25 protein-coding genes are annotated in these 25,205 nt (G+C 67.9%); 14 read left to right on the top strand and 11 right to left on the bottom strand.

Annotation, left to right across the window (positions count from 1 at the left end; translation table 11 throughout):
- The 3 genes from F0U60_RS23060 to F0U60_RS23050 form a co-directional block, all read right to left on the bottom strand.
- Positions 1-528, bottom strand: coding sequence for a serine O-acetyltransferase (locus F0U60_RS23060; RefSeq protein WP_395825405.1), 528 nt, complete (start codon positions 526-528; stop codon positions 1-3).
- Positions 529-646: 118 nt separating this feature from the next.
- Positions 647-2,170 carry a lipopolysaccharide biosynthesis protein gene (locus F0U60_RS23055; protein WP_395825401.1) on the bottom strand — a complete coding sequence of 508 codons (1,524 nt, stop codon included), beginning with the start codon at positions 2,168-2,170 and terminating at the stop codon, positions 647-649.
- Positions 2,171-2,190: 20 nt separating this feature from the next.
- Positions 2,191-3,294 carry a polysaccharide deacetylase family protein gene (locus F0U60_RS23050; protein ID WP_395825398.1) on the bottom strand — a complete coding sequence of 368 codons (1,104 nt, stop codon included), beginning with the start codon at positions 3,292-3,294 and terminating at the stop codon, positions 2,191-2,193.
- 536 nt (positions 3,295-3,830) lie between these two features.
- Between F0U60_RS23050 and ccmA the strand changes: the two genes are divergently transcribed.
- The 8 genes from ccmA to F0U60_RS23010 all read left to right on the top strand — a co-directional run bounded on the left by ccmA (position 3,831) and on the right by F0U60_RS23010 (position 10,435).
- Complete coding sequence (gene ccmA, locus F0U60_RS23045; protein WP_395823346.1) at positions 3,831-4,496, top strand: heme ABC exporter ATP-binding protein CcmA; 666 nt, start codon at positions 3,831-3,833, stop codon at positions 4,494-4,496.
- A complete protein-coding gene (locus F0U60_RS23040; protein WP_395823344.1) occupies positions 4,493-5,188 on the top strand; it encodes a heme exporter protein CcmB in 696 nt (231 codons plus the stop codon). Before ccmA ends, F0U60_RS23040 begins: the two co-directional genes overlap by 4 nt.
- A gap of 16 nt (positions 5,189-5,204) precedes the next feature.
- A complete protein-coding gene (locus tag F0U60_RS23035) occupies positions 5,205-6,020 on the top strand; it encodes a cytochrome c biogenesis protein (protein WP_395823342.1) in 816 nt (271 codons plus the stop codon).
- Entirely contained in the window at positions 6,020-6,190 is a 171-nt protein-coding gene (locus F0U60_RS23030; RefSeq protein ID WP_395823340.1) for a hypothetical protein, read from the top strand. Before F0U60_RS23035 ends, F0U60_RS23030 begins: the two co-directional genes overlap by 1 nt.
- Before the next feature lie 3 nt (positions 6,191-6,193).
- Entirely contained in the window at positions 6,194-6,679 is a 486-nt protein-coding gene (locus tag F0U60_RS23025) for a cytochrome c maturation protein CcmE (RefSeq protein ID WP_395823338.1), read from the top strand.
- The gene (locus F0U60_RS23020) at positions 6,676-8,700 is read left to right on the top strand and encodes a heme lyase CcmF/NrfE family subunit (RefSeq protein WP_395823336.1); all 2,025 of its coding nucleotides are present in this window, start codon (positions 6,676-6,678) and stop codon (positions 8,698-8,700) included. Before F0U60_RS23025 ends, F0U60_RS23020 begins: the two co-directional genes overlap by 4 nt.
- Positions 8,697-9,236, top strand: coding sequence for a TlpA family protein disulfide reductase (locus F0U60_RS23015; RefSeq protein WP_395823334.1), 540 nt, complete (start codon positions 8,697-8,699; stop codon positions 9,234-9,236). The genes F0U60_RS23020 and F0U60_RS23015 overlap by 4 nt, the downstream gene beginning before the upstream one ends.
- A 74-nt stretch (positions 9,237-9,310) precedes the next feature.
- Positions 9,311-10,435 carry a zinc ribbon domain-containing protein gene (locus F0U60_RS23010; RefSeq protein WP_395823332.1) on the top strand — a complete coding sequence of 375 codons (1,125 nt, stop codon included), beginning with the start codon at positions 9,311-9,313 and terminating at the stop codon, positions 10,433-10,435.
- A 28-nt stretch (positions 10,436-10,463) separates the two neighbouring features.
- Here the strand turns inward: F0U60_RS23010 and F0U60_RS23005 are convergent, their stop codons facing one another.
- A complete protein-coding gene (locus tag F0U60_RS23005) occupies positions 10,464-10,772 on the bottom strand; it encodes a hypothetical protein (RefSeq protein WP_395823330.1) in 309 nt (102 codons plus the stop codon).
- A gap of 119 nt (positions 10,773-10,891) precedes the next feature.
- On the opposite strand from F0U60_RS23005, the gene F0U60_RS23000 reads away from it, so the two are divergent.
- The gene (locus tag F0U60_RS23000) at positions 10,892-12,277 is read left to right on the top strand and encodes an MBL fold metallo-hydrolase (protein ID WP_395823328.1); all 1,386 of its coding nucleotides are present in this window, start codon (positions 10,892-10,894) and stop codon (positions 12,275-12,277) included.
- Between the two features lie 199 nt (positions 12,278-12,476).
- On the opposite strand, the gene argG is transcribed toward F0U60_RS23000, so the two are convergent.
- Positions 12,477-13,826, bottom strand: coding sequence for an argininosuccinate synthase (argG, locus tag F0U60_RS22995; protein ID WP_395823326.1), 1,350 nt, complete (start codon positions 13,824-13,826; stop codon positions 12,477-12,479).
- 465 nt (positions 13,827-14,291) lie between these two features.
- On the opposite strand from argG, the gene F0U60_RS22990 reads away from it, so the two are divergent.
- The 4 genes from F0U60_RS22990 to F0U60_RS22975 all read left to right on the top strand — a co-directional run bounded on the left by F0U60_RS22990 (position 14,292) and on the right by F0U60_RS22975 (position 18,654).
- Positions 14,292-14,678, top strand: a complete 387-nt coding sequence (locus tag F0U60_RS22990) for a hypothetical protein (RefSeq protein WP_395823324.1) — start codon at positions 14,292-14,294, stop codon at positions 14,676-14,678.
- Between the two features lie 138 nt (positions 14,679-14,816).
- Positions 14,817-16,472, top strand: coding sequence for a urocanate hydratase (gene hutU / locus F0U60_RS22985; protein WP_395823322.1), 1,656 nt, complete (start codon positions 14,817-14,819; stop codon positions 16,470-16,472).
- Between the two features lie 3 nt (positions 16,473-16,475).
- Positions 16,476-17,741: an imidazolonepropionase gene (hutI, locus tag F0U60_RS22980; RefSeq protein ID WP_395823320.1), complete on the top strand. Its 1,266-nt coding sequence runs from the start codon at positions 16,476-16,478 to the stop codon at positions 17,739-17,741.
- 70 nt (positions 17,742-17,811) lie between these two features.
- On the top strand, positions 17,812-18,654 hold the full coding sequence (locus F0U60_RS22975; RefSeq protein WP_395823318.1) for a class II glutamine amidotransferase: 843 nt from the start codon (positions 17,812-17,814) through the stop codon (positions 18,652-18,654).
- A gap of 3 nt (positions 18,655-18,657) precedes the next feature.
- On the opposite strand, the gene F0U60_RS22970 is transcribed toward F0U60_RS22975, so the two are convergent.
- The 3 genes from F0U60_RS22970 to F0U60_RS22960 form a co-directional block, all read right to left on the bottom strand.
- Positions 18,658-19,746 (bottom strand): nitrous oxide reductase family maturation protein NosD, encoded by a 1,089-nt coding sequence (locus F0U60_RS22970; protein WP_395823316.1) that lies wholly within the window; start codon positions 19,744-19,746, stop codon positions 18,658-18,660.
- A gap of 236 nt (positions 19,747-19,982) precedes the next feature.
- A complete protein-coding gene (locus F0U60_RS22965) occupies positions 19,983-20,417 on the bottom strand; it encodes a hypothetical protein (RefSeq protein ID WP_395823314.1) in 435 nt (144 codons plus the stop codon).
- Positions 20,418-20,507: 90 nt separating this feature from the next.
- Positions 20,508-21,437, bottom strand: coding sequence for a LysR family transcriptional regulator (locus F0U60_RS22960; protein WP_395823312.1), 930 nt, complete (start codon positions 21,435-21,437; stop codon positions 20,508-20,510).
- 128 nt (positions 21,438-21,565) lie between these two features.
- Here F0U60_RS22960 and F0U60_RS22955 point away from each other — a divergent pair, with 128 nt between their 5' ends.
- Positions 21,566-22,555, top strand: a complete 990-nt coding sequence (locus F0U60_RS22955; RefSeq protein ID WP_395823310.1) for a zinc-binding alcohol dehydrogenase family protein — start codon at positions 21,566-21,568, stop codon at positions 22,553-22,555.
- Positions 22,556-22,561: 6 nt separating this feature from the next.
- Here F0U60_RS22955 and F0U60_RS22950 read toward each other — a convergent pair whose 3' ends face one another.
- From F0U60_RS22950 to F0U60_RS22940, 3 genes are read right to left on the bottom strand one after another with little or no spacing between them, the layout of a single operon-like run.
- Entirely contained in the window at positions 22,562-23,212 is a 651-nt protein-coding gene (locus tag F0U60_RS22950) for a YigZ family protein (protein ID WP_395823308.1), read from the bottom strand.
- Positions 23,191-23,676, bottom strand: coding sequence for a tRNA (adenosine(37)-N6)-threonylcarbamoyltransferase complex ATPase subunit type 1 TsaE (tsaE, locus tag F0U60_RS22945; RefSeq protein WP_395823306.1), 486 nt, complete (start codon positions 23,674-23,676; stop codon positions 23,191-23,193). The genes F0U60_RS22950 and tsaE overlap by 22 nt, the downstream gene beginning before the upstream one ends.
- Positions 23,673-25,205: an NAD(P)H-hydrate dehydratase gene (locus tag F0U60_RS22940; RefSeq protein ID WP_395823304.1), complete on the bottom strand. Its 1,533-nt coding sequence runs from the start codon at positions 25,203-25,205 to the stop codon at positions 23,673-23,675. The genes tsaE and F0U60_RS22940 overlap by 4 nt, the downstream gene beginning before the upstream one ends.

Raw genomic sequence — 25,205 nt, 5'->3', positions numbered from 1 at the left:
CTATTGCGCGGCGGAAGCGGGCGGAGGAACAGACGGCACTGCCTCGGGGCGCCGCACCGGCGGGCGCAGCCCCATCTCCCGCTCGTAGGCGGCGAGCGGATCCGGATCCTTGCGGATCTCCCGCGCCGGGATGCCACCCACCACCGTCCCCGCGGGCACGTCCCTCACCACCACAGCGTTGGCACCAATGACGGCGAAGTCCCCAATGCGAACGTTGCCGAGGATCTTCGCGCCCGCACCGATGCGCACATAGTCGCCAATGACCGGCAGATCCTTGAGCCCCGAACGTCCACCAATCGTCACCTGGTGGGAGATGAGGCAGTGACGGCCAATGCGAGCGTCCTTGTGGATGACGATGCCCATGCCACCGTAGCCCAGCTGCGTCCCCTCACCGATCTCCGCCTCGACCGGGATGTACGAGCCGTGCAGGAAGTGGATGGCCTTGCGCAGCACGGCAGGCACTACGGGGATGCCCCGTAGGTAAAGCTTGCGCCCCATCCTGTACAACGTCATCGCATCAATGCCCATCACGCCTCTCCCCTGGTTGAACGGTTTCCCAAGCTAGGTACCGGCCTTCCACTGCGGGACCCCCCCTGAATCCCGCACCGTCCACTGTCCACATGTCCAAAAGTCTGATGCCGAGCGCTCATGCCGCGCGACGCGCGCGCAGGCTGCCGAGCAGTCGCAGCGGCCTCACACCCGTGGCGTACAGCACACCCACATAGCCCATGGCGAACAGCGCGCCGGCCACCGCGAGTGGCAGAGCCCTCCAGATGAGGCCCTCGGGCAAGCCGTTCCAGGCATGCACCGTGCCGACGCGCAGCAAGAAGACGCTCGCCGCGGCAGCCACGGCCGCCAGTGACGCCTTGCCCAGCTCGCGCCAGGGGATGATGTCCCGGATGCGCAGCGTCCGTGTTGGAGTGGACAGCGCCGCGGGCACGCGAACGAGCAGCGCACCCTTGCCCACCACCTCCGCCACGGCCCAAGACACGACGCCGCCCATCATCCCGAACCTCTTCACGCCGAACCAGACGAGCGGCGCCGTCACCACCGCCTTGAGCAGGTACGACAGGAAGATGGCGCGAGTGTGTCCGCGGGCACGCAGCACGCCGTCCATGGGGAGGATGGCGAGCACCACGCCCACCACGCTCACCCGGAAGATGGGAACGGCCGGCAGGAACTTCGCGCCGAAGAGTGCACCGATGAACTCAGGGGCCGCGGCGAAGAGAAACGCGGCGAAGGGCAGGAAGACGAAGGCCAGCTTGCCCGCGGCCTCGCGGAAGGCCACCACGCCCTCTTCCATGCGCCCCAGCTTGTCCAGCTCGCCCAGGCGCACCATGAGCACCTCGCTGGTGGGCGTGTAGAGCAGGTCCACCACCGGGAGCTGGAAGCACCCCACACGGTAGAGGGCATAGAGCGCCGGGGCCACGGCCCCCGCCACCATATAGAGGTGGGCGTTTTGTTGAGGGATGGCGAGCGCCATCGCCGCACCGAACGGAGCCGCGTAGACGAGCTGCTGACGCCACAGCCCCGGGCGAAGCAGCGGACCGCTCGACCCGCGAGGCACCACCACCCAGGCGGCCACGTAGCGCAGGAAGGCAAAGCCCGCCACCGCCAGCATCATCCCCCGCAGGCCAAAGCCCAACAGGCACGGCACGACCATGGTGGCCGCGCGCAGGGCATCCGACACCAGGTAGGCGAGCGCCGATTGCTTCGTGCGGCCCTGGCTGGTGAGGGAGATCTCCAACGGAAAGGAGCCGAGCAGGAAGGCGGTATAGGCCGCGAGCGTCCCCCGGTGCGCGAGCAGCGCCGGGTTGTCGAAGTGCTTCGCCAAGGGCCCGATCAGCACCCACACGAAGCCCGCCGCCACCACTCCGGCGACGGACATGAAGAGCAATGTCTGCCCCAACCAAGGCCGCTTCTCCTCGGAGCGGGGCAGGAAGTAGTAGAGGCTCTGCACCACCCCGAAGGGCAGCACGTAGTAGAGCGTCGTGGCGATGAGGAAGAGCTGGTAGTAGGTGCCGTACTCCTCGAGGCTCAACACCCGCGCCAGGACGAGCGGAATGGACAACGTCAGCCCGGCCGTGAACAGCCGGGCAAGAACCAGGGGCCCCGCCTTCCCCAGGAACGAGGAGGCGGGCACCGCGGGTGCGGCAGGTGCTGCGGGCACTGCGGTGTCCGGCTTCCCGTTCACCAGCTCACCTCCTCCGGCGGGCCCTCCGGCCGCAGGGTGTTGGTGGAGGTGGGCGTCGGAATCGCTAAACGCTGCGGACGCCGGCCGGGCACGGGCTCGCGCATGCCCAGCGTGCCGAAGCAGTCGTCGAGCTGGCACACGGTGAGGCTCCGCGAGAACCCACCCGTCAGGCCCAGGCTGAAGTTCTCCCAGAGCACCTTGCGCTTGAGGGTGAAGGGATCCCCGCCAATGCGGTTGGGCATGTCCTCGGTGGTGACGGCCGAGCGGAACCCGTTGCGCACCAGGACGCGGATGAGGTCATCCGAGTACCAGCCGTTGCAGTAGGCGAAGTCACGCACGGTGATGCCGGCCTCGCGCTCGATGAGGGCCTTGGACTCGCACACCTCCCGCTCCACCACCTCGAGTGGCTCGTGGGTCAGCACCACGTGCCCCAGGGTGTGCGCGCCGAACTCGAAGCCGTCCTTCACCATGCGCCGCACTTCGTCCCAGTCCATCAGGTCGCCCTGCTCGGGGAGCAGGTCCGGACCGGGGCCGAGCTTCTCCTCCAGCACCTGGATGGTCTCCGCGAGCGCGGCGGAGGAGTACTGGCCAATGAAGTCGTCGAGCGCCGCGGACAGCCGCTTGCGGCCGGAGAGCACCGTGTCCAGCAGCTCCGCGGAGGGCTTGGGTATCACGTCGAACAACGGCTTGTAGCCCCGGGCCTGCGCGAGCCGCAGCAGGTGGAAGAGCCGGTCGTGGTGGAAGCGCTCGTTGGTGCCGATGAGCGCCGCCGGCAAGTAGGTGATGGCCGGCACGCCCATCTCCTTCAGGACGGGATAGCCGTACCGGTACACGTCGCGGTAGCCGTCATCAAAGGTGACGACACACAGATCCTTGCGGGCCGTCCGGCGTCCGGCCATCACATCCAGCGCGTCTCCGATGGTCGCAAACTCGTAACCGGCCGCGGAGAGCCCCTCCAGGTGCCCGCGGAAGGTCTCCTGAGAGATGAGCAGCCCCGGGATGGAGCGCTGCAACTCGCCGGTGAAGTCCCCCACCACACGGTGGTAGCTCACGATCAGAATGCGACGCCCACCGGATTGGTACCTCCTGTAGGCCGCCAGGGCTTTACGAAGGCCGCTGTGGTGCAGCACCCCCGCCGCCGCTGATTTCATCGCCCGCCGCACCGTTCCCCGCATGTCCACCATTGCTACTTCCTCCCAGATGACGCCGCCGCCCATGCTTCCCCGTGCGAGGAGGTTTGCATTCGGAGTGCCATCCGCCCAGCGGGGTGCTGTCTGGAATTTCGAGTCACTGTTGACGGTAAGTCCGTTCCCATCCGCGACGCCTACCGGGTAGGTCCGTTGCAGGTCCGGAGCCAGTGGATCGAAAGATCTTCCGTTCTCTCGAGGACAAGTCCCTGTTTCCTCACAACCCGGGTGCCCCCGCCGCCCATTGCGACGGAAGATCAGGTCAGGAAGGTTGAAAAAACTTCCACTTCCCGTGTGCCACGGTGTTTCCCATCCAGGAGCAAGAGGGCTCCTCCCATCCCACTCCCCTCCCGGGCGCTTCAGGGCCACACCTCTTGGTCCCCAACCGAGCAGTCGGGCTTGCTTTCTCTGGAGTGTGGGAAAGTTTCCAGTTACGAACGCTCCCGCCGATGGATGCCCCCACCGCCGCGCCCCCTCCCGCGCTCGTCCTCCACGATGTCAGCAAGCGATATGGACGTCGCTGGGCACTCGCGCGCCTTAGCTACACCCTCCCCCCGGGCCGCTCCCTGCTCCTCACGGGCCACAACGGCTCCGGCAAGACGACGCTGCTGAGGCTGGTGGGCACCGCGCTCTCCCCGACTCATGGCCGAGTGGAAGTGCTCGGTCACAACTGCGTGACGCAGCAAGAGACGGTGCGCCGCAAGGTGGCCCTCCTGTCCCACGCGAGCTTCCTCTATGAGGATCTCACCGCGCACCAGAACCTGATGGTGCTGGCGCGGCTGCTCGGGATGGACTCGCCCTCGGACGTGGCCGGGGCGCTGCTCACCAAGGTGGGGCTGACGAAGCGCTCGGATAGCCCGGTGCGTCAGTTCTCCGCGGGCATGCGCAAGCGCCTGGCCATCGCCCGGCTGCTGATGAAGGCCCCCGCGCTCGCGCTGCTGGACGAGCCCTTCGGCGAGTTGGATCCCGCGGGCATCCAAGCCATGGAGAAGATCATCGGCGAGCTCAAGGATACGGGCGTCACCGTCGTTCTGGCCACACACCTCATCGAGCAGGGCATGTCCCTGTGCGAGGAGCGCCTGCACCTGCAGGAAGGCCGGGCGGTGGCGGCATGAGGAAGCCACGACCCATCTCCCTGCTGAAGACGGTGGGGGTCCTGCTGGCCAAGGATCTGCTGATCGAATGGCGCACGCGTGCGCGCCTCAACGCGCTCATCTTCTTCGCGCTGGCCACGCTGCTGCTGTTCTCCTTCGCAGTGGGGCCGGACACGAAGCTGCTGGCGCGCAACGCGGGCGGCTACCTGTGGCTGGCGCTGCTCTTCGCCAGCGTGCTCGCGCTGGGCGAGTCCTTCCGGGTGGAGCAGGAGAACCTCACGCTGGACGGGCTGCGGCTGGCCCCGGCGGACGCGCGCGCCATCTTCCTTTCTAAGGCTTTGGGAAACGCACTCCTGCTGGTGCTGCTGGGCGCACTGCTCATCCCCGTGATGGTGGCCCTCTACTCGGTGAACGTGGCCATGGGGGTGGGAGCTTTCGCCACCACCCTGGTGCTCGGCTGCATGGCCATCAGCGCACCGGGCACGGTGTATTCGGCCATCGCCAGCAATGCGCGGGCAAGAGATGTGCTGCTCCCGCTGTTGCTGTTCCCGCTCATCATTCCCGCGCTGCTCGCCGCCGCGAAGGCGACATCGCTCGTGTTGCAGGGTGACCCGATGAATCAGCTGGGCTCATGGTACTGGCTGCTATTCGGGTTCAATCTGATTTATTGGGGGTTGGGATTCGTTCTGTTCCCCCGGGTCATCGAGGATTGAGGTCAGGAGTGAGGTCATGAACACGGTGCTGCAGGTGGTCTCGGCGGCGGCGGCGCTGGCGTCTGTGGGTATGGGAGTCCGGCTGGGCATGAAGTGGGCGCCCCCCGGGTCGAAGTACAACGCGAAGCCAGCACTGCTGGTCATGACGGCGGCGGCGCTGCTGCTGTTGGGCATCGGCTCGTACCTGGCGCTGGTGTGGACGCCGCCCGAGCGGGAGATGGGGGACGTCTACCGCATCATCTACGTGCACGTGCCGGCCATGTGGATGGCCATGCTGGCGCTGACGGTCAACTTCTGCTGCTGCGTGGCGTACCTGCTCCATACGAGCTGGAAGACGGACGCGCTGGCCGAGTCCACAGCCGAGGTGGGGCTGCTCTTCGGAGCCTACGGGCTGGTGCTGGGCTCCATCTGGGGCAAGCCGACGTGGGGCACCTACTGGGACTGGGATCCGCGGCTCACCGCCATGGCCATCATGCTGGTGACGTACGTGGCGTACGTGGCCCTGCGCGGCTTCGTGGAGGATCCCGAGAAGCGCGCGGTGTGGAGTTCCGTGGTGGGCATCATCTCCTTCGTCAACCTGCCCATCGTGTGGTTCTCGGTGAAGTGGTGGCGCAGCCTGCACCAGGTGCAGTCGACGCCCAAGACGGTGGACCCGGACATGGTGTTGTCGCTGCGCGTCAATGCCTGGGCCTCGCTCATCATCCTCACCCTCTTCTTGCTGCACCGCTACCGGATCGCCCTCGCCCGGCGCGAGGCGGAGGTGGCCCTGCCCGAGGCGCTCCCCACGGACGCGCCTGCCCCGCGTGACAACCGCGCTTCGGAGGTAGCCTGATGTCCCCGCACACGTACATGCTGCTCGCCCAGGTGGGTGTGGGCCGCATCCAGGGAGGCTGGGAGTACGTCTGGGCCTCCTTTGGCATCGCCTGGGTTTCCCTCTCACTGTACGCACTGTCCCTTTGGCTGCGCCGTCCCGGGCAGGCCGTGAACGACTCGAAGGAGTGAGCCATGACGCAGCAGACGCGCAACCGTCTCATCGCCGTGGTAGCCCTGCTGGTGGCCGGTGCTGGCCTGACGCTGGTGGCCTTCGGCAACATTGGTGAGAACCTCGTCTATTACTGGCGGCCCTCGGAGATGATGGCCCAGGGTGAGAAGGCCTATGGCCCCACCATCCGCCTGGGCGGCCAGGTGCAGCCGGGCAGCATCCAGTGGAACGAGCAACACACCACCCTGCACTTCCGCGTGATGGACAGCGAGGAGCCCGGCGCGGCCCACGTGCTGGTGCGCACCAGCGAGGTGCCCCCGCAGATGTTCCGCGAGCGCATCGGCGTGGTGGTGGAAGGCACCTTCGACAAGTCCCAGGTCTTCCAGGGCAGCCGGCTCATGGTGAACCACTCCAATGAGTACCGGGCGCCGAAGACGGACGACGACGTGAAGAAGATGTTTGAAGAGATGCAGAAGCAGGAAGCCACCACGGCGGCGAGGACTCAGTGAACGCGACGCTCGGATACGGGCTGGTGCTCGGGGGGCTCGCGTTCGCGAGCTTCGGAGCACTGGTAGGCCTGGTGGGCGGGATGCGCCGCGACGACGCGGCCTTCCCGTGGGTGATGCGGTGCGTGTGGGGCTTCTTCGCCTGCATGCTCGGCGCCAACGTGGTGATGGAGTGGGCGCTCCTCACCAATGACTTCAGCGTCCAGTACGTCGCGCAGGTGGGCAGCCGCGCCACGCCGACGGTCTTCAAGATCGTCTCGCTGTGGAGCGCGCTCGAGGGCTCCATCCTCTTCTGGGGCCTCATCATGGGCTCGTACGTGCTGGCCTTCGCGGTGGTGCACCGTCGCGAGCACGCGCGCTACATGTCCCTGGCGCTGGGCACCATGCTGGCGGTGGGCGTCTTCTTCACCTTCCTGATCGCCGGGCCGGCCAACCCGTTCCACGCGGTGTCGCCTGTGCCCATGGACGGGCCGGGACCCAACGCGCTGCTGCAGAACCACTGGCTGATGATCATCCACCCGCCCATGCTGTACCTGGGCTACGTGGGCATGACGGTGCCCTTCGGCATCGGCGTGGCCGCGCTGCTGCGCGGCGAGATGGGCGATGCGTGGATGGCGCCCCTGCGCCGCTGGACGCTGGTGGCGTGGCTGTTCCTGTCCATCGGCATCATCCTCGGCTCGTGGTGGGCGTACGCGGTGCTCGGCTGGGGCGGCTACTGGGCGTGGGATCCGGTGGAGAACGCGTCCTTCCTGCCGTGGCTGACGTCCACCGCGTTCATGCACTCCACGCTGGTGCACGAGCGCAAGAAGATGCTGAAGCTGTGGACGCTGAGCCTGGTGCTCTCCAGCTTCGTGCTCACCATCCTGGGCACGTTCATGACCCGAAGCGGCATCTTCAACTCGGTGCACAGCTTCACGCAGTCGGACATCGGCCCCACGTTCCTGGTGTTCATCGCCGTGCTGCTGTTCGTGTCCATCGCGCTGCTGGCCACGCGCGGACACCTGCTGGTGGCCGAGAGCAGCCTCAAGTCGATGCTGTCGCGCGAGGCCACCGTCCTGGTGAACAACCTGGTGTTCGTGGCCATCACCTTCACGGTGCTGCTGGGCACGCTCTACCCGCTCATCTCCGAGGCCCTGCGCGGCATCCGGGTGAGCGTGGGCGAGCCGTACTTCAACAAGATGGCGGTGCCCGGCGGTGTGATGGTGCTGTTCCTCATGGGTGTGGGCCCAATGCTGCCGTGGGGTAGCTCGGATCCGAAGACGGTGCGCGAGCGCTTCTGGGTGCCGGCGGCGGTGGGCCTGGCGGTGGTGGGCGCGTGCCTGGCGGGCGGCCTGCGGGGCTTCTACCCGCTGCTCACCTTCGGGCTGGCGGGCTTCGTCACCGTCATCACCCTGCGCGAGCTGGCGCTGCCGGTGAAGGTGCGCATGAGCGAGCGCAAGGAGGGCTTCGTCACGGCGCTCGTGGGCAGCGCCACCAAGGCGCGGCGGCGCTTCGGCGGCTACATCGTGCACCTGGGCATCGTCATCATCTTCGTGGCCGTGGCGGGCTCGTCGGCGTACGTGACGCATACCTCGGGCACGGTGCGCCTGAACGAGACGCTCAAGATTGGCAACTACCAGGTGAAGTACCTGGGGCTCACCAGCGGCCAGGAGCCGCACCGCACCTACGTGGCCACGAAGGTGCAGGTGACGGCGCCGGACGGCAGCGTCAGCGAGCTGGCGCCCCGGATGAACTACTACGAGCGCATGACGGATCCGGTGGGCACGCCGGCGGTGCGCGAGACGGTGAAGGAAGACCTCTACCTGTCGCTGATGGCCTTCTCCGAGGAGCGGGGCACGGCGAGCTTCAACGCGTGGATCTTCCCGCTGGTGGGGTGGATCTGGTGGAGCATCCCCGTGCTGGTGCTGGGGACGCTGATCGCGCTGTGGCCGTCGCGGAAGGCGCGCGCGGTGGCGCAGGCCGAGACGCCGGCGGCGGGTGCTCCGCCCGAGGCAGGCAGTGAGATGAATCGGGGTGCGGCATGAAGTGGCGCGTCACGCTCAGCTTCGTCGTCGTGTGCCTGGGCCTGCTGGCGGTGCTCTACAAGGGCTTCGGCAGCAACCCGCGCGAGGTGCCCTTCATGCTCAAGGGCCAGCCGGCACCGCCCTTCACGCTGCGGGCGCTGGACAGCGGGATGCGGGTGAGCCTGGAGCAGTTCAAGGGCCGGCCCGTGGTCATCAACTTCTGGGCGTCCTGGTGCGGGCCCTGCAAGATGGAGCACCCGGTGCTCGAGTGGGGCGCGCGGGAGTTCGGCAGCCAGGCCCAGTTCCTGGGCTTCATCTTCGAGGACACCGAGGACAACGCGCGGCAGTTCCTGTTGCAGCTGGGCGCGAGCTTCCCTCAGCTGGTGGATCCCGGCTCGCAGGTGGCGGTGGACTACGGCGTGGCTGGCGTGCCGGAGACGTACTTCATCGACGCGCAGGGCGTCATCCGGGGCAAGCACGTGGGACCGATCGATCCGGAGTCGCTGGCGAACTGGCTCAAGGAGCTGTCCGCGAGCGCCCCGACCGCGAAGCAGTAGCCTCGGAACTCCAGTAGAGTCCGTGAGGTAAGACCCGAGGGCCCGAGCGCCCCGGGTGCCGGAGGCCGTAGCCCATGCGGTGCAAGGAGTGCGGAGAGGGCGCCAGGGACAACACCCTGCGCTACTGCGAGAACTGTGGGGCGACGATGCCCACGCCCCCACCTGGCTCCCTTCGCCGGACAGGCACCCGCGCCGCCATCCAGACGTCGGGGAGATCGCGGAGCACCAGTGCGGCGCCTGCGGTCTCCACCCAGGACGAAGCCGAGGACACGGAGCCTCAACCGCGCCCGGTGCGCGTGAACAATGAGGACGAGCGCACGGATCCGGGCCTGCCCCCGAAGCCGCCGTACGAGGGACCGGTGTGGCTGGCGCACGTCCCAGGGCACTCGCCGAGCGTGCTGGGCGTGGGGCTCGTGGGGGTAGCGCTGGTGCTCTCCATCCTGCCCTTCTTCGCGGGAGTGGGACCCTTCTGGTCCCTGGTCGTCTTCGCGGGAGGGTGGCTGGTGACGGCGCGCGAGCTGCGCGAGGCCGGCCAGAAGCACCCCCTGGTGGATTGGGTGCCCGACAGCCTGCTGCGCCCGGTGGTGCCGGCGGTGTTCGTGGTGGTGACGGCGGCGCTGGCGATCCGGATGCTCGGTATCGGCCTGACACCGCTGCTGTGGTTGGCGGGCGCGGGGCTGCTCGGCTTCGACCAGTACCGCAAGGTGTACGTGGGTGAGCACGGGTGGAGCCGCCTCTTCGAGCCGCGCCAGTTGCTCCAGGGAGTGGCCCCGGTGGCGCTCGGGGGCATGGCGCTGTGCCTGACGGCGCTGTTCCTCACGTGGGTGCCCACACGAGCCTCAACGCACAGCACGGGTCCGGTGCCCCAGGCTCCGCCGGAGCTGCGCGTGATGGACGCGCCGCGCCCGTCCGACGACTTCCTCTACAACCTGCTCGAGGAGTCCTACGACAAGGGCTGGGACCAGCCGTTCTCCGTATCCATGGAGCTGCTGCTCCTCGCGGTGCTGGGCGTCATGGCGCTGCGCCCCGAGGTGCCGAGACCCAACTGGTTGCGCTTCTCACCCATCGGGGTGGTGGTGCTCGGCCTTATCTGGATGCTCGTGCACGGAGGGCTGCTGGCAGGCCCGCTGCTGTTCCTAGCGGGCCTGGCCGCGGTGGGCTTCGCCTCGGTGTACCGGGCGTTCTCGCGAGAGGCGTGAGCGCGAGAACCCCACGCCTCCGGCGCACTTAGTGAAGCTGCTCCGGCTTCTTGATGGCCGGACAGGTCTTCTCGCAGGACTCGCTGGCGGAACGGAACTTCTCCGAGCAGCGAGCCATGCACTTCCCAGCGGCCTCTCCATTGTTCGCGTCCTGCTTCGGGCAGGCCAGGGCGCAGGACTCCGCCGCCGCGTTGGCCTTCGCCGAGCACTCGGACCTGCACGTCTCCGGGTCATTCCCCTTCCCCTTTCCCTTCCCCTGCGCCGCCGCCGGCAGCGCCAGCAACAACCCACCGACCAGCACCGCACTCCACCACGAGGAATTCTTCGCTCGATTCATGGCTCGCATCTCCTCCTGCTGAAACGGTTCGCGTGAAGCCAGGCGCTCACGTGTTCCGCAAGTGGAGAGGATAGGAGGGCTCGCCGTCTCAGGGAAGCAGCTGGGGTAGAGTGCCGGGCATGGCCTCCATCCAATTCCTCGGCGCCGCGGGAACCGTCACCGGTTCCAAGTTTCTCCTCGAGTACCAGGGCAAGCGGGTGCTCATCGATTGCGGCCTCTTCCAGGGGCGCAAGGAGCTGCGCCAGCGCAACTGGCGGGCCCTGCCCGTGCCACCCAAGAGCCTCGACGCCATCGTCCTCACGCACGCCCACATTGATCACACGGGCAGCCTGCCCCGCGTGGTGCGTGACGGCTTCCACGGACCCGTCTACAGCACGCCCGGCACAAGAGACTTGTCCGCGCTGCTCCTCCCGGACTCGGCACACCTCCAGGAGGAAGAGGCCCGCTACGCCAACAAGGAGGGCTTCTCCAAGCACCACCCCGCCCTGCCCCTCTACTCGGTGGAGGACGCCCAGCGCGCGCTGAAGCTCTTCGAGACCTTCGGCTACGAGCGCACCAAGGAGATCCTCCCCGGCATCACCCTCACCTTCTACCGGGCGGGGCACATCCTCGGCTCGGCGCTGTGCGTATTCCACCTGGAGCGAACGAACCAGCGCGTGGTGTTCAGCGGGGACCTGGGCCGCTACCACGCTCCGATCCTGAGGGATCCGCAGACGATCCGCTCGGCCACCACGCTCGTGGTGGAGAGCACCTATGGGGACCGCGAGCATGGGGACAAGCGGCCGGTGGATGCGCTGTGCGAGGCCGTGGTGAGCGCCTACGAGCGCAAGGGCATGCTCGTCATCCCCGCCTTCTCCGTGGGCCGTACCCAGGAGCTGCTCTACCACCTGGGCAATCTGGAGCGGGAGGGACGCATCCCGGAGCTGGACGTCTTCGTGGACTCGCCCATGGCGTGTGATGCCACCCCCATCTACCTGGCGCACGCGGAGGAGCATGACCTGGACATGTCCGCCATCGTGGAGCGAGGCGAGTCCCCTCTGGCCACGAAGCGCACGCGCTTCATCACCTCGCCGCTTGATAGCAAGCGGCTCAACCAGCGCGAAGGCCCGGGCATCATCATCTCCGCCTCGGGCATGGCCACTGGGGGCCGCATCCTCCACCACCTGAAGAACCGGCTGCCGGACCCGCGCAACACCGTGCTCTTCGTGGGCTACCAGTCCGAGGGCTCGCGCGGCCGGCGCATGCTGGACGGCGAGAAGGAGATCAAGATCCACGGCCAGTTCGTGCGCGTGGAGGCGGAGGTCCGCACGGTGAGCGGCTTCTCGGCGCACGCGGATTGGACGGAGACCCTGCGCTGGATGGACGGCTTCGAGGCTCCGCCGCGCCAGACGCTGCTCGTCCACGGCGAGCCCTCCGCGCTCCAGGCACTCAAGGGACGGGTCGAGGCCCGCGGCTGGCCGGCCTACATCCCCGAGTACCTGGAGAAGGTCGAGCTGGCGAAGTAGATCCGCTCCGTCTCGGAACGACTACCGCGACGGGGTGTCGTACCGGACCAGCAGCTCGCGCACCCGGTCGAGCGGAAGAGGCTCGATTGTGTTCGCCCGGGCGGAAGATGCCCGGCGCGATGCCGAGCTCACGAGCCCGGACGGGAGCATGAACGGCAGGCGCCATGCCGCGAGCATAGGCGGCACGGCGCCAGGGCGCTCACTCCTCCTCGCCGTCACCCAGCAACTGCGAGATGCCAGTGCCGGTGGTGCCACCGGAGAGGCGGCGGATGCTGGAGAGGTGGTGCAGCAGCAGGCCGCGGTTGTCGCCCACGGAGAGGTTCTGCATCTCCAAGGCGCCGATGCGGTCCTCCGGGGTGAAGGCGCTGGCGACCTTCTCCATGGAGAGCTTGCTCGGATCGTAGGCCATGTGCTCGGCCTGGGTGTCGAGCAGGGTGTAGTCGTCGCCGCGGCGCAGCTCCAGGGTGACACTGCCGGTGATGCTGGGCGCCACCCACCGCGTGAGCGAGTCCTTGAGCATCAGCGCCTCAGGGTCGAACCACTTGCCCTCGTAGAGGAAGCGGCCGAGGCGGCGACCCAGGGTGAAGTAGAGGTCGGTGGTGGACTCGTTGTGGATGGCCGACAGCAGGCGCTCGTAGACGATGTGCAGCAGCGCCATGCCGGGAGCCTCGTAGATGCCGCGGCTCTTGGCGTCGATGACGCGGTTCTCGAGCTGATCGCTCATGCCCAGGCCGTGCCGCCCGCCGATGCGGTTGCACTCCAGGAAGAGCTCGAAGATGGACGGGAAGCGCTTGCCGTTGAGGGACACGGGCAGGCCCTGGGCGAACTCCACGGTGACGCGCTCGGGGCGGATGTCCACCTCGGGGCGCCAGTGGGCCACACCCATGATGGGCTCCACGATGTTCATGCCCTTGTCCAGGTGCTCCAGGTCCTTGGCCTCGTGCGTGGCGCCGAGCACGTTGGCGTCGGTGGAGTAGGCCTTCTCGGTGCCCATCTTGTAGGACAGGCCGATGGAGATCAGGTACTCGCTCATCTCCTTGCGGCCACCGAAGGCGTTGACGAACTCCTGGTCCAACCAGGGCTTGTAGATGCGCAGCTCCGGGTCCACGAGGATGCCGTAGCGGTAGAACCGCTGGATGTCGTTGCCCTTGTGGGTGCTGCCGTCGCCGAAGACGTGCACGTCGTCCTCGCGCATGGCGCGGACGATGGCGGTGGTGGTGACGGCGCGACCGAGCGGCGTGGTGTTGAAGTACTTCTTGCCGCCCACGGACAGGTGGAAGGCGCCGCACTGGATGGCGACGAGGCCCTCGCGAACCATGGCCTCGCGGCAGTCCACGAGCCGGGCCTGCTTCGCGCCGTGCTGCATGGCCACGGGGGGAATGTCAGCGGGGTTCTTCTCATCGGGCTGGGCGAGGTCGGCGGTGTAGGCGTACACCTCGAGGCCCTTGCGCGACATCCACGCGACGGCGGCGCGGGTGTCGAGACCACCCGAGAAGGCAAGACCGATACGGGTACCAGCGGGGGGAAGCGAACGGTAGATGCGGCTCATGGCGCGGTGCGTGCTAGCACGGAACAGCCCGGACGTCCCGCCTCTCGTGCGGGGAGTGTGCGCTACGCTGGGGCTTCCCATGAAGGCCTCGAAATCCGCCAGAGGCGGAGCCGCCACCGCCCTGCTCCTCCTCCTCTGCCTGTTACCACTACCGGGCCTGACGTCATCCCCAGGGACGATGGCTCCCCTGCCCTCTCTCGTGCTCAGCACGCCCCCTCTGCCTGGAGACGAGTCGATCCGGGCCAGGCTCAAGGCCTGCATCCTCATGGGAGACCTCAACTGCGTCGTCAACCAGTACCTCCTGCCGAGGACATCGGCCGGGTACCAAGGTGGCTGGTGGCTTTCCAGAACGCATTCGCTGTCGCCAACCGGAAGGCAGGCGAGTGCGAGAGGGTCGCGAAGACCATTCACGAGGCTCAGCACGGCGTCGTCGAGTCACGTCGTGTATGAGGTGGTGCAAACGTTATGAGTGAAAAGAAGATCGCGAAGGTAGAGCCACTCCCCGAGGAGTGGCGTGGACGCAGAGTAGGGCTCATGGATGCACTCCTCTACGCACGAAAGCGCATTCTCGAGAGACGAGGGCTGTGGTCCGTCACTGGATTCGACACAGTCGAATCACTCGCCGCATTCACTATCGGGTGGGCATCCAACACCCAATTCAATGGTGGCGAGGATCTGGAGTGGCAGGAGTTCTGGGACTGGCTTCGCGATGAGAAGCACGAGATGCCCTACGAGGGCTGGCACGTGAAGTATCTGCGAGACTGTGATGGAGACCACGAACGCGCGGCCCTGAAGTTCCTCGACTTCGCCGCGGAGTTCGTCGCCCTGCGGCGCAAAACGCCCTCCTCCTGATGTCCGCGGAGCCCGCTCGCCAGCCTCTCCCGCTGATGGCGGACATTCCGTCTCCTGTAGTGGGAACCCCACAACTCGGACGCACATCTCCCGCCCACTTCGGCTAGGCTCCGCGCGGCGAAATCTCCGAGGAGACACATGTCCCGTACCATTCGTGCCCCCCGTGGAACCGCCCTGTCCTGTAAGGGCTGGGTCCAGGAAGCGGCCCTCCGGATGTTGATGAACAACCTGGATCCAGACGTGGCCGAGCGCCCCGAGGATCTCGTCGTCTACGGCGGCATCGGCAAGGCCGCCCGCGACTGGCCGTCGTTCGATCGCATCGTCGACAGTCTGCGCCGCCTCACCGACGAGGAGACGCTCCTGGTCCAGTCCGGCAAGCCCGTGGGCATCCTCCGGACCCACCCGGACGCCCCTCGCGTCCTCATCGCCAACTCCAACCTCGTGGGCCGCTGGGCCAACTGGGACCACTTCTTCGAGCTCGAGAAGAAGGGGCTCATGATGTACGGCCAGATGACGGCCGGCTCGTGGATCTACATCGGCACCCAGGGCATCCTCCAGGGCACCTACGAGACCTTCGCCCAGGCCGGCCGCGTCCACTTCGGCTCGGATGACCTGTCCGGCCGGCTCGTCCTCTCCGGTGGCCTCGGCGGCATGGGCGGCGCCCAGCCCCTGGCCGCCACCATGAACAACGCCGTCTTCCTCGGCGTGGAGATCGACCCGCACCGCGCCCAGCGCCGCGTGGAGACACGCTACCTGGACGTCGTCGCCAAGGACCTCGACGAGGCCATCTCCCTGGCGAAGGAGGCCCAGCAGAAGCGCGTGGGCCGCTCCATCGGCATCATCGGCAACGCTGCCCAGGTGTACCGCGAGCTGTACCGCCGGGGCCTCAAGCCGGACCTGGTCACCGACCAGACGAGCGCGCATGATCCGCTCAACGGCTACATCCCCGCGGACCTGTCGCTCGAGGCGGCGGCCGAGCTGCGCCAGCGCGATCCGAAGGGCTACATCGAGAAGGCCCAGAAGTCGATGGCCATGCAGGTGGAGGCGATGCTGGACTTCGCGCGCGCCGGCAGCCACGTCTTCGACTACGGCAACAACATCCGTGCCCAGGCGCAGCTCGCCGGGCTGGAGAACGCCTTCGACTTCCCCGGCTTCGTCCCGGCCTACATCCGGCCCATGTTCTGCGAGGGGCTCGGGCCCTTCCGCTGGGTGGCCCTCTCCGGGGACCCCGAGGACATCCGCCGCACGGACGAGGCCGTGCTGGAGCTCTTCCCGCAGAAGGAGTCGCTGCGCCGGTGGATCAAGATGGCCCGCGAGCGCGTGGCCTTCCAGGGTCTGCCCGCGCGCATCTGCTGGTTGGGCTACGGCGAGCGGGCCAAGGCGGGCCTGCGCTTCAACGAGATGGTGCGCAAGGGCGAGGTGAAGGCCCCCATCGTCATCGGGCGCGATCACCTGGACTGCGGCTCGGTGGCCTCACCCAACCGTGAGACGGAGTCCATGAAGGACGGCACGGACGCGGTGGCGGACTGGCCCATCCTCAACGCGCTCGTCAACGCGGTGAACGGTGCGTCCTGGGTGTCCTTCCACCACGGCGGCGGCGTGGGCATGGGCTACTCGCTGCACTCCGGCCAGGTTATCGTCGCCGACGGCACCCCCGAGGCCGCGCGCCGCATCGAGCGCGTGCTCACCTCGGACCCGGGCATGGGCGTGCTGCGCCATGCCGATGCGGGTTACCCTGAAGCCGTCGAGGTCGCCCGGACCCGTGGCGTGCGCATCCCCGGCATCACCGAGTGACGCATGGAAACCCTGGAGCTGCTGATCCGCAACACGTCCGAGGTGCTCACCGTGGAGGGCTCCCACCAGGAGCCCGCCGAGCAGGCCCTCACCCCGCGCCCCAACGCCTGCGTGGGCGTGCGCCGGGGGAAGGTCTGGTACGTGGGCTCCGAGGGCAGCCTGCCCAAGGGCGCGGTGGGCCCCTCCACCCGCGTGGTGGACGCCCACGGGCAGTTCGTGGGCCCTGGCTTCGTGGATCCGCACACCCACGCCGTCTTCGCGGGTGAGCGCGCGGCCGAGTTCGACCTGCGCTGCCAGGGGGCCACGTACCTGCAGATCGCCCAGGCCGGGGGCGGCATCGCCAACACCGTGCGCGCCACCCGCTTCGCCAGCGAGGAGGATCTCATCCGGCTCGCCCTGCCCCGCCTCCAGCTGATGCTGGAGTACGGCATCACCACCGCCGAGGTGAAGAGCGGCTACGGCCTGTCGCTCCAGGACGAGCTGAAGATGCTCCGGGTGGTGCAGCGGCTCTCCACGCTCCAGCCCCTGGAGCTGGTGCCCACGCTCATGTGCGCGCACGCGGTGCCCGAGGAGTACCGTGAGTGGCGCGAGGCCTACATGGATCTCTGCATCAAGGAGATCATCCCCGCGGTGGCCGAGCAGGGACTGGCGCGCTTCTGCGACATCTTCGTCGAGGAGAGCGCCTTCAGCCACGCGGAGGCCCGCCGGATTCTGGGGGCCGCCACGAAGCTGGGGCTCAAGCCCCGGCTGCACGTGGACCAGCTCACCTCCTCGGGAGGCGCCGAGCTGGCAGCCGAGCTGGGGGCCATCACCGCCGATCACCTGGAGCACGTGAGCGACGCGGGCATCCGCGCCCTGGCGGATGCGGGTGTCACCGCCGTACTTGTCCCTACAGCCACCCTCTTCCTGCGCGTGCGGCCCTACGCCCCTGGGCGCAAGCTACGCGACGCCGGCGTCAACGTGGCGCTCGGCACCAACCTCAACCCGGGCTCCGCCATGAGTGAGAACCTGCCCCTCACGCTGGGACTCGCCTGCCTGGAGAACGGGCTGACGGCCGCCGAAGCCTACTGGGCCGCAACCCGAGGGGCCGCGCTCGCCCTTGGTTTGAACACATACGGCCGGATTACGGTGGGAGATCCGGCAAACATTGTCGTTTTTTCGTGTTCAAACTATCGCCATCTTCCCTATCACCTGGGAATCAATCACGCACGGATTGTCATTAAAGACGGCCATGTGGTGGTAGAAAACGAGCGGGCCCTCTGTTCGTGACCTCAGGTGGACAGAGGGACGTGACGGAACTTCCCGTCTGGGCCGGTCGTTATAATCAAACAAGAAGACCATGTGCCGTCTCTTCGGCTTTCGTTCCTCTGTTCCCGCTGCGGTCCACCCGTCCCTCGTGACGGAGAAGAACTCACTTCTCCAGCAGTCGAGGGAGCACAAGGATGGTTGGGGCATCGCCTCGTATGAGGCCGAGCAGCCGCTCGTCGCCCACGGGCTCGGACCCGCGTACTGCGACCCCGACTTCGAGCGGGTAAGCAGCCGTGTGTCCTCTCGCACGGTCGTCGCGCACCTGCGCCTGGCTTCTGTGGGCGCGGTGGAGAAGCGCAACGCCCACCCGTTCAACCATGGCCGCTGGTGCTTCGTGCACAACGGCACGGTGAAGAACTTCGCCCGGCACCGCGCCACGGTGGAGTCCCTCATCCGCCCGGAGCTGCTGGCGAACATCCGAGGCGCCACGGACTCGGAGCGTTGCTTCTATTTGTTCCTCACGCGGCTGGAGAAGCGGCAGTCGCTCGAGGGGCCAGCGTGCGTGGAGAAGGTCGCGTACGCGCTCGCGGAGACGATGGGGCTGGTGTCGGCCATCACCGATGAGCCGGGACAGGCGCCGCAGGAGCGCTCGTCGATGAACTTCCTCGTGACCAACGGGGACGTGATGGTGGCGACGCGGCGCAACCGGACACTCTTCCTGTCGGACACGGCGCCGGAGACGGGCAGACGCCCGCACCGCCTGCACGGGGGTCCACCGAAGCCAGGGACGCAGCTCGAGCAGTTCGTGCTCGCCAGCGAGCAGCTCTCAGGCGAGGACCACTGGCACGTCATCGACGAGGAGGACATCGTCGGCGTGGACAGCGGCCTCATCCTGCACCGGTGGAAGGTGCAGGACCTGTGCACCCGCCCCTGAACCTTACTGCCAGCTGCCCAGCGGCCCTCCGTAGGCCCCAATGTCCTCGGGCGTCCCGTCCCGGTCTCGCCCGAAGCTGTCGAGGCATCCGGCATCGAGCAACGGAGAGCCGGCTGCTGGGTGGAAGTTGCCCGCTTCCGGGGACAAGAAGAGCGGCTCCAGCTCGACATTGCCGTCCTTGCCCATTTCGAACCGAGGCGGCTCCAGGTAGAAGTCCGCTCTGTTGGCACCATTCTCGAAGAACACGTTGCAGCGGACGCGCCCCGTCTGGATGTACGAGTAGAAGACGCCTACCTCCGAGCGGGCCAACACGTTGTTGATGATGTCCAGGTACGCCGCACTGCTGACGATGGCTTCCTGGGTGTTCTCCCAGAAGACGTTGTTCGCCACGAGCGCCACGTCCTGGAAGTGGTTGGCCACGAAGCCGTGGGTATTGCCCACGAAGAGGTTGTTGCGCACCACCGCGCGCGCGTGGAAGTAGAGCATCGCGCCGATGGAGTTGTTCCGGAAGATGTTGTGCATCAGGAGGGCCGACGTCGGCGCCTGTCCCTCGTCGGTGTGGCCATCCGCGAAGACCGCGGACGAGTACCAGTTGCCGCTGCAGGACATCACGTCGATGTCATCGCAGAGGTTCCCCGTCCCCACGTTCTGGAACGTGAACCCGGCCACCACCACGTCGGAGGCTCCTGAGAAGTCAACGAGCTTCACGGGCGCGCCGCCCCCGTCCAGGACGGTCCACCGCGCGCCACTGCCGAGCAGCCGGATTCCGCTCTTCAGGCGCACCGTCTCGAAGTAGGTGCCCGAGCTCACGCGCACCGTGTCCCCGGCCTTCGCGGCATCCACCGCGGCCTGGATGTTCGTGTAGTCCTGTGGCACGCGGAGGACACGCGGCAGCTTCGCCTCCTCCGGCCAGGTGGAAGCCCCCACCTGCACCATCGCGGTATCCGCCAGCGCCCCGGTACGGTCCAGCACGGACACCGCCAGCACCTCCCCCTGGGTCCCGGGAATCTCAAATTCCTGAGACCCTGCCCCCACCACCGTCACAGACTCCTGAGCCGGACGCGACGCATGCAGGCGCGAGACCAAGAGCACAGCACCCGACTCCCGCAGCCCCTCAAGGAGTGGGACCCGGAGAGAGGTCGGCCCCGAGGGCTGTTCCGAGGGCTGTTCCGGGCTCTCGGGCGAGGAAGGAACGAGAGGATCAACGGTGGGTCCCTCGGGCGAAGACGGTTCAACGCAACCGGTCAGCAAGAGACCCGCGAGCAACGGAACGGACAGCAGGGAGCGCACGTTCATTCTCCGCTCCCCAAGCAATGCCCAGACCAGCGTCAGTCCCTGTTGGGGGGTCCCAGGCTCGGCGAGCCCCAACGGTCCACGGTAACGGGCACCGTCATGTCCCCCTCCACCCGGAAGGAGTGGCGAGGCGACTGCGCTCCATCCGCGGAGAGCGCGGGGCACCACGAGTCCTCCAGCCAGACCTCGAATGAGACGTCCGCCTCGAGAGCAAGGCGCACCGAACCGACGTAGTGCTCGCCTTGACGGCGCAGGTGGAAGCCCGGAACCGTGTCGCCACCAAGCGAGGGCTCCGAGCCCACCACGGTGACGACCGCGTTGGCCGGGGTGTCCTTGGGCACCGTCACGTCAAAGGTGACGGTGGCGTGGGGGTACGCCTGGGGAGGCGGCTCGATAGCGCCACATCCCACCAGCATCGCGCTGGCGAGCGGGAGGAGCAGGAAGCACTTCGCTGCGTGGGAGAGGGTCATGGGCACAGGATAGACCCGGAGTGGATCCCCTCTGATAGCGAGGAGGGGGACAAGCCTCCCTCTCAACGGTCCCCTGGGAAAGAGGGGGCCTTACGATGTTCGCCACTCAGCAACACCGCCTCGGAAGGTCTTTTCCAGCATCTCGACGAAGCGGCGCACCTTGGCCGTCACGTAGGGAGCAGGCGCATAGATGGCGAACACCCCGCGACCCACCGGGATGAAGCGTCCGAGGACAGCTTCGAGCCGCCCAGCCGCGAGGTCCTCCTCGACGAGGTAGCGAGGCAGGTCGGCGATCCCGAGTCCAGCGAGCGCGGCCTGGCGCAGGGCGTGGGTGTTGTTGACGTGCAACCGGCCCGAGACACGAATGGGGGAGGTGTGCTCCGCGTCCTCCGTGGCGCGCAGGTGCCACGTCTCCACGGGCTGACCCGCGACGAACACGATGCAGTCGTGGTCCGTGAGCTCGCTGGGCCGACGCGGGCGACCTGCCCGGGCGAGGTAGTCGGGGCTGGCGCAGAGCACGCGCCGATCATCACCGAGCCTGCGGGCCACGAAGGCCGACGGCGGCTGGGCCGTCATGCGGATGGCCACATCGATGCCCTCCTCGACGAGATCGATCCTACGGTCCGAGAGCTCGACGTGAACCTTCACGGCGGGATACGCGTGTTGGAAGGCAAGCACCACCGGCATCACCTGGACCTGGCCGAGCACCGTCGGCGCGGTGACGCGCAGCGTGCCGTGGGGCGTGTCCTGGACGCTCTCCGCCTCGCGCTCGACGGATTCGATGGACTCCAGGATGGAGCGGGCCCGCTCACAGTAGCGAGCACCGGCCTCCGTGAGCTGCATGCGGCGCGTGGTGCGCTGGAGCAGCCGTATCCCGAGCCGGGCCTCGAGGCGCGACAGTTGCTTGCTCACCGCGGAAGACGTCATGCCCAGCTTCGCCGCAGCGGCGCTGAGCGAGCCGGCGTCGACGACAGCAACCAGGATGGACATTCCGGTGATGGCCTCGCGGTGCTCCTGCATTCGTGAATCCTCGTCAAGAGTGCTCGTCCCCAGGAAGCCTTTTTCATCCACGAGGAACAAGGCAATTTCTGGGTCATTCGAGGCGCTGGCCTCGAGTTGTTCCACCTTCTTCCGAAAAGAGAGCCACCATGGCCCCCGCCAAGACCCAGAAAGTCCTCGTCGTCAGCCCCGCCGATACGAGCCGATTCGAGCTCGTGGAGCGCGAGGTCCCTCAGCCCGGCCCGCATGATCTGCTGGTCCAGGTCAAGGCCGTCTCCGTCAATCCCGTCGACACCAAGGTGCGCGCGAAGCGACCGGGCCGGGTTCTTGGCTGGGACGCCTCGGGTGTCGTCGTCGCTCGGGGCTCGGAGGTGAAGCGCTTCCGCGAGGGCGACGAGGTCTACTACGCCGGTGACATCACCCGGGAAGGCACGAATGCGCCGCTGCACGTGGTGGATGAGCGCATCGTCGGCCGCAAGCCGCGCAAGCTGGACCACCTCCACGCCGCGAGCATCCCCCTCACGGCGCTCACGGCCTGGGAGGGCCTGTACGAGCAGCTCCGTGTCGAGCAGGGTGGCACCCTCCTCGTCATCGGGGCGGCCGGAGGCGTCGGCTCGCTCGTCGTGCAGATGGCGAAGCGGCTGACGAAGATGACCGTCATCGGCACGGCCTCCCGCGACACCACCCGGGACTGGGTGAAGAAGATGGGCGCGGACCACGTGGTGAACCACCGCGAGAACCTGCCCACGCAGCTCGCGGCGCTCGGCCTGAAGAACGTGGATGCCATCTTCTGCTGCGTCGGCACGGACGCGCACTTCGAGACGATGGCGGAGCTGATCGCGCCGAGTGGACGCATCGTGTCCATCGTGGAGCCCGAGCAGCCGCTGCCGATGGGAAAGCTCTTCAGCAAGAAGGCGAGCTTCTCGTGGGAGTTCATGTTCTCGAAGTCGATGTACAACACGAAGGACCTGGCCACTCAGCAGGCCATCCTCGACCGCGTGGCCGACTTGTTGGACGAGGGCGTGCTCACCTCGACCCTGACGGTGGACGCGGGCGTGCTGGAGCCCGCCGCGCTCGCCGAGGCGCACCGGACCCTCTCCTCCGGCAAGATGGTGGGCAAGCTCGCCTTCCGTCTGTAGGCGAGGTCAGTCCCGCGGCTCCTCGAGCTCGACGAGCACCTGCCCGTTGGTCTCGTCGAGGAGCGCCTTCCGGAACGCGTCCACCTGGGAAACGGGAAGCTCGAGCCGGTAGCCCACGGTGACCGCGTACTCCTCGGAGAGGACCTCGGCTTCGTAGGCGGCGAGCAACCGGCGCACGCCTTCGATGTTCGCGTACTCCAGCTCGACGGCGAGGCGCGCCTTCCGGACGCGCTCGCGGGTGGGCAGGCTCTCGAGTGCCTGCTGGACACAGCCGGTGTAGGCCCGCACCAGCCCACCCTTGCCCAACAAGGTTCCACCGAAGTAGCGGGTGACGACCGCCGCCACCTCCCCTACCCCGCCATGGAGCAGCGCGGTGAGCATTGGCCGGCCCGCGGTCCCATGTGGCTCGCCGTCGTCACTCATCCCCACCGTGCTGGTCGAGCCGGGCGGCCCCACCACGTAGGCCCAGCAGTTGTGGTTCGCGTCGGGAAACTCCTCGCGGACCCGGGCAACGAAGGCCTTTGCCTCCTCCGCGGTGGGCGTGTGGGCGACCGTGGTGATGAAGCGGCTGCGTTGAATCTCCTGCTCCACCCGGTGGAGGCCCGCCGGAATGAGGTAACGCTTGTCCTCGCCCATCAGCTCGCCGCGGGCAGCCACGCCTCGAGCAACTGCGTGGGCCTCGAGCCCCAGGCCTCCGCGACCAGCTCACGCGACTCTTCGCCCGTGTCCCGGAGCGTGACACGCAGGAACTCGCGAGGCGCGGCCTGCGGAATCTTGTCCAGCCACTCCACCAGCACCGCGCCATCCCCTCCCACCAGGTCCAAGAAACCCGTGGCGTACAGCTCGTCGTAGTCGGCCAGTCGGTAGAGGTCCGCGTGGTACAGCGGCACTCGACCCCGGTACGGGTAGACGATGGCGAACGTGGGGCTGGCCACCTCCGAGCGCGATACGCCCGCGCCCTCGGCCACACCGCGCACCAGGTGCGTCTTGCCCGCGCCCAAGTCGCCCACCAGGCCCACGAAGTCCCCAGGCTGGAGCAACTGCCCGAGCCGGACACCCAACCGATGCGTCTCCTCGGGCGAGCCCGACAGCACCGTGCGGCTCAGCGAGGGCGCGCTCATCGGTTCCACCTCGTCCACACGTTGCACAGCCCCTTGGCCACGTCTGTGGCGATCAGCCCCAACCGGCCACGGCGGGCTACCATGAGGTCTCCCGAAAGCCCGTGCGCGTACACGGCCGTCCAGGCGGCCTCGGGAAGCTTCAGACCCTGTCCCAACAGAGCACCCAGGAGGCCGCTCAGCACATCGCCCATGCCACCGGTGGCCATGCCCGGGTTGCCCGTGGGGTTCACGTAGACGGAGCCATCGTGGTGCGCAACGAGCGTCCGGGCGCCCTTGAGCACCAGCGTCACCCCGTGCGTGCGAGCAAAGTCCCGAGCCACCTCCACGCGAGCCTTCTGCAGGTCCTTCGTGGGCACACCGGTGAGCCGCGACATCTCGCCCGGATGCGGAGTGAGCACCAGCGGCCCCTTTGCCCGGCGGAGCACCTCGAGGTCGGTGGCGACGGCATTGAGCGCATCCGCGTCCAGCACGGCGGGAGCCTCCACGCGCGAGAGCAGCGTCCCCAGGAGCTTCACCGTCTCCTCACCACGAGGGATGCCCGGGCCCACGACGAGCACGTCCTTCTTGTCCGCCGCGGCCAGCAGAGGCTCCAGGTCCGCCATGCCGAGCGGCCCTCGATTCTCCAGCGGCCACCCCATGACCTCGGGCGTATGACCGAGCACTGACTCCACCACCTCGGAGCGGGTGGCCACGGTGACGAGCCCCGCCCCACCGCGCAACGCGCCCAGGGCCGACATGGCCGCAGCGCCGGACTTGCCGTGACTGCCGGCCACCACCAGCACGTGCCCGTAGGAGCCCTTGTGCGTATCCGAGCGGCGCGGCGCAATGGCCCCTCGCGCGTCAGACTCCTCGACGAGGAACACCTCCGCACCCTCGCGGGCCTCCACGGCCTCGGGAGGAATGCCGATGTCCACGCACCGCAACTCGCCGCACAGGGTGGCGCCGGGCTCCAACACCTGGCCCTGCTTGACGAAGCCGAAGGTGACGGTGAGGTCCGCCTCCACGCAGGGCTCGAAGGGCTCTCCGGTGTCCGTGTGCAGCCCCGAGGGGATGTCCGCGGCCACCACCTTCACCCCCGCCGCACGCCAGCGGCGCATGTGCTGGATGGCCTCGGCGAACTCTCCCGCTGGAGCCCGGGTGAGCCCTGTGCCGAAGAGCGCGTCCACCACCACGTCGCCGGCCCTCGCCTCCCCCACCGTGCCGAGCGACTGGGGCTCCATGCGATAGGGCGTCAGCGCATGCAGGTTGCGCTTGGACTCGGGCGTCAGCTTCGCCCGGTCACCGACCAGCACCAGCGTCACGCGCAGGCCGTGGGCGTGGAGGAACCGCGCCGCCACCAGCCCATCTCCCCCGTTATTGCCGGGCCCGCACACCACCACGTACCGCGCGCCTGGGGTGCCCAGCTCGCGCGCCGCGTCCGCCAAATACCGGCCGGCGTTCTCCATCAGCAGCGGGGACGGCATGCCGAAGCGGGACTCGGCGGCCTGGTCGGCCGCGCGCATCCGAGCGGCGGTGAGGACACGGCGCAT

Source organism: Archangium minus (assembly GCF_044360475.1).
Classification (GTDB): domain Bacteria; phylum Myxococcota; class Myxococcia; order Myxococcales; family Myxococcaceae; genus Archangium; species Archangium minus.
This window is presented reverse-complemented; position numbering and strand designations above follow the sequence as displayed.

What these genes read in the sequence shown, in the direction of transcription:
- F0U60_RS23060 (WP_395825405.1), bottom strand. Translation starts at nt 528, where the DNA reads ATGGGCATTGATGCGATGACGTTGTACAGGATGGGGCGCAAGCTTTAC.
- ccmA (WP_395823346.1), top strand. Translation starts at nt 3,831, where the DNA reads ATGGATGCCCCCACCGCCGCGCCCCCTCCCGCGCTCGTCCTCCACGAT.
- F0U60_RS23040 (WP_395823344.1), top strand. Translation starts at nt 4,493, where the DNA reads ATGAGGAAGCCACGACCCATCTCCCTGCTGAAGACGGTGGGGGTCCTG.
- F0U60_RS23035 (WP_395823342.1), top strand. Translation starts at nt 5,205, where the DNA reads ATGAACACGGTGCTGCAGGTGGTCTCGGCGGCGGCGGCGCTGGCGTCT.
- F0U60_RS23030 (WP_395823340.1), top strand. Translation starts at nt 6,020, where the DNA reads ATGTCCCCGCACACGTACATGCTGCTCGCCCAGGTGGGTGTGGGCCGC.
- F0U60_RS23025 (WP_395823338.1), top strand. Translation starts at nt 6,194, where the DNA reads ATGACGCAGCAGACGCGCAACCGTCTCATCGCCGTGGTAGCCCTGCTG.
- F0U60_RS23015 (WP_395823334.1), top strand. Translation starts at nt 8,697, where the DNA reads ATGAAGTGGCGCGTCACGCTCAGCTTCGTCGTCGTGTGCCTGGGCCTG.
- F0U60_RS23010 (WP_395823332.1), top strand. Translation starts at nt 9,311, where the DNA reads ATGCGGTGCAAGGAGTGCGGAGAGGGCGCCAGGGACAACACCCTGCGC.
- F0U60_RS23005 (WP_395823330.1), bottom strand. Translation starts at nt 10,772, where the DNA reads ATGAATCGAGCGAAGAATTCCTCGTGGTGGAGTGCGGTGCTGGTCGGT.
- F0U60_RS23000 (WP_395823328.1), top strand. Translation starts at nt 10,892, where the DNA reads ATGGCCTCCATCCAATTCCTCGGCGCCGCGGGAACCGTCACCGGTTCC.
- argG (WP_395823326.1), bottom strand. Translation starts at nt 13,826, where the DNA reads ATGAGCCGCATCTACCGTTCGCTTCCCCCCGCTGGTACCCGTATCGGT.
- F0U60_RS22990 (WP_395823324.1), top strand. Translation starts at nt 14,292, where the DNA reads ATGAGTGAAAAGAAGATCGCGAAGGTAGAGCCACTCCCCGAGGAGTGG.
- hutU (WP_395823322.1), top strand. Translation starts at nt 14,817, where the DNA reads ATGTCCCGTACCATTCGTGCCCCCCGTGGAACCGCCCTGTCCTGTAAG.
- hutI (WP_395823320.1), top strand. Translation starts at nt 16,476, where the DNA reads ATGGAAACCCTGGAGCTGCTGATCCGCAACACGTCCGAGGTGCTCACC.
- F0U60_RS22975 (WP_395823318.1), top strand. Translation starts at nt 17,812, where the DNA reads ATGTGCCGTCTCTTCGGCTTTCGTTCCTCTGTTCCCGCTGCGGTCCAC.
- F0U60_RS22965 (WP_395823314.1), bottom strand. Translation starts at nt 20,417, where the DNA reads ATGACCCTCTCCCACGCAGCGAAGTGCTTCCTGCTCCTCCCGCTCGCC.
- F0U60_RS22960 (WP_395823312.1), bottom strand. Translation starts at nt 21,437, where the DNA reads ATGCAGGAGCACCGCGAGGCCATCACCGGAATGTCCATCCTGGTTGCT.
- F0U60_RS22955 (WP_395823310.1), top strand. Translation starts at nt 21,566, where the DNA reads ATGGCCCCCGCCAAGACCCAGAAAGTCCTCGTCGTCAGCCCCGCCGAT.
- tsaE (WP_395823306.1), bottom strand. Translation starts at nt 23,676, where the DNA reads ATGAGCGCGCCCTCGCTGAGCCGCACGGTGCTGTCGGGCTCGCCCGAG.
- F0U60_RS22940 (WP_395823304.1), bottom strand. Translation starts at nt 25,205, where the DNA reads ATGCGCCGTGTCCTCACCGCCGCTCGGATGCGCGCGGCCGACCAGGCC.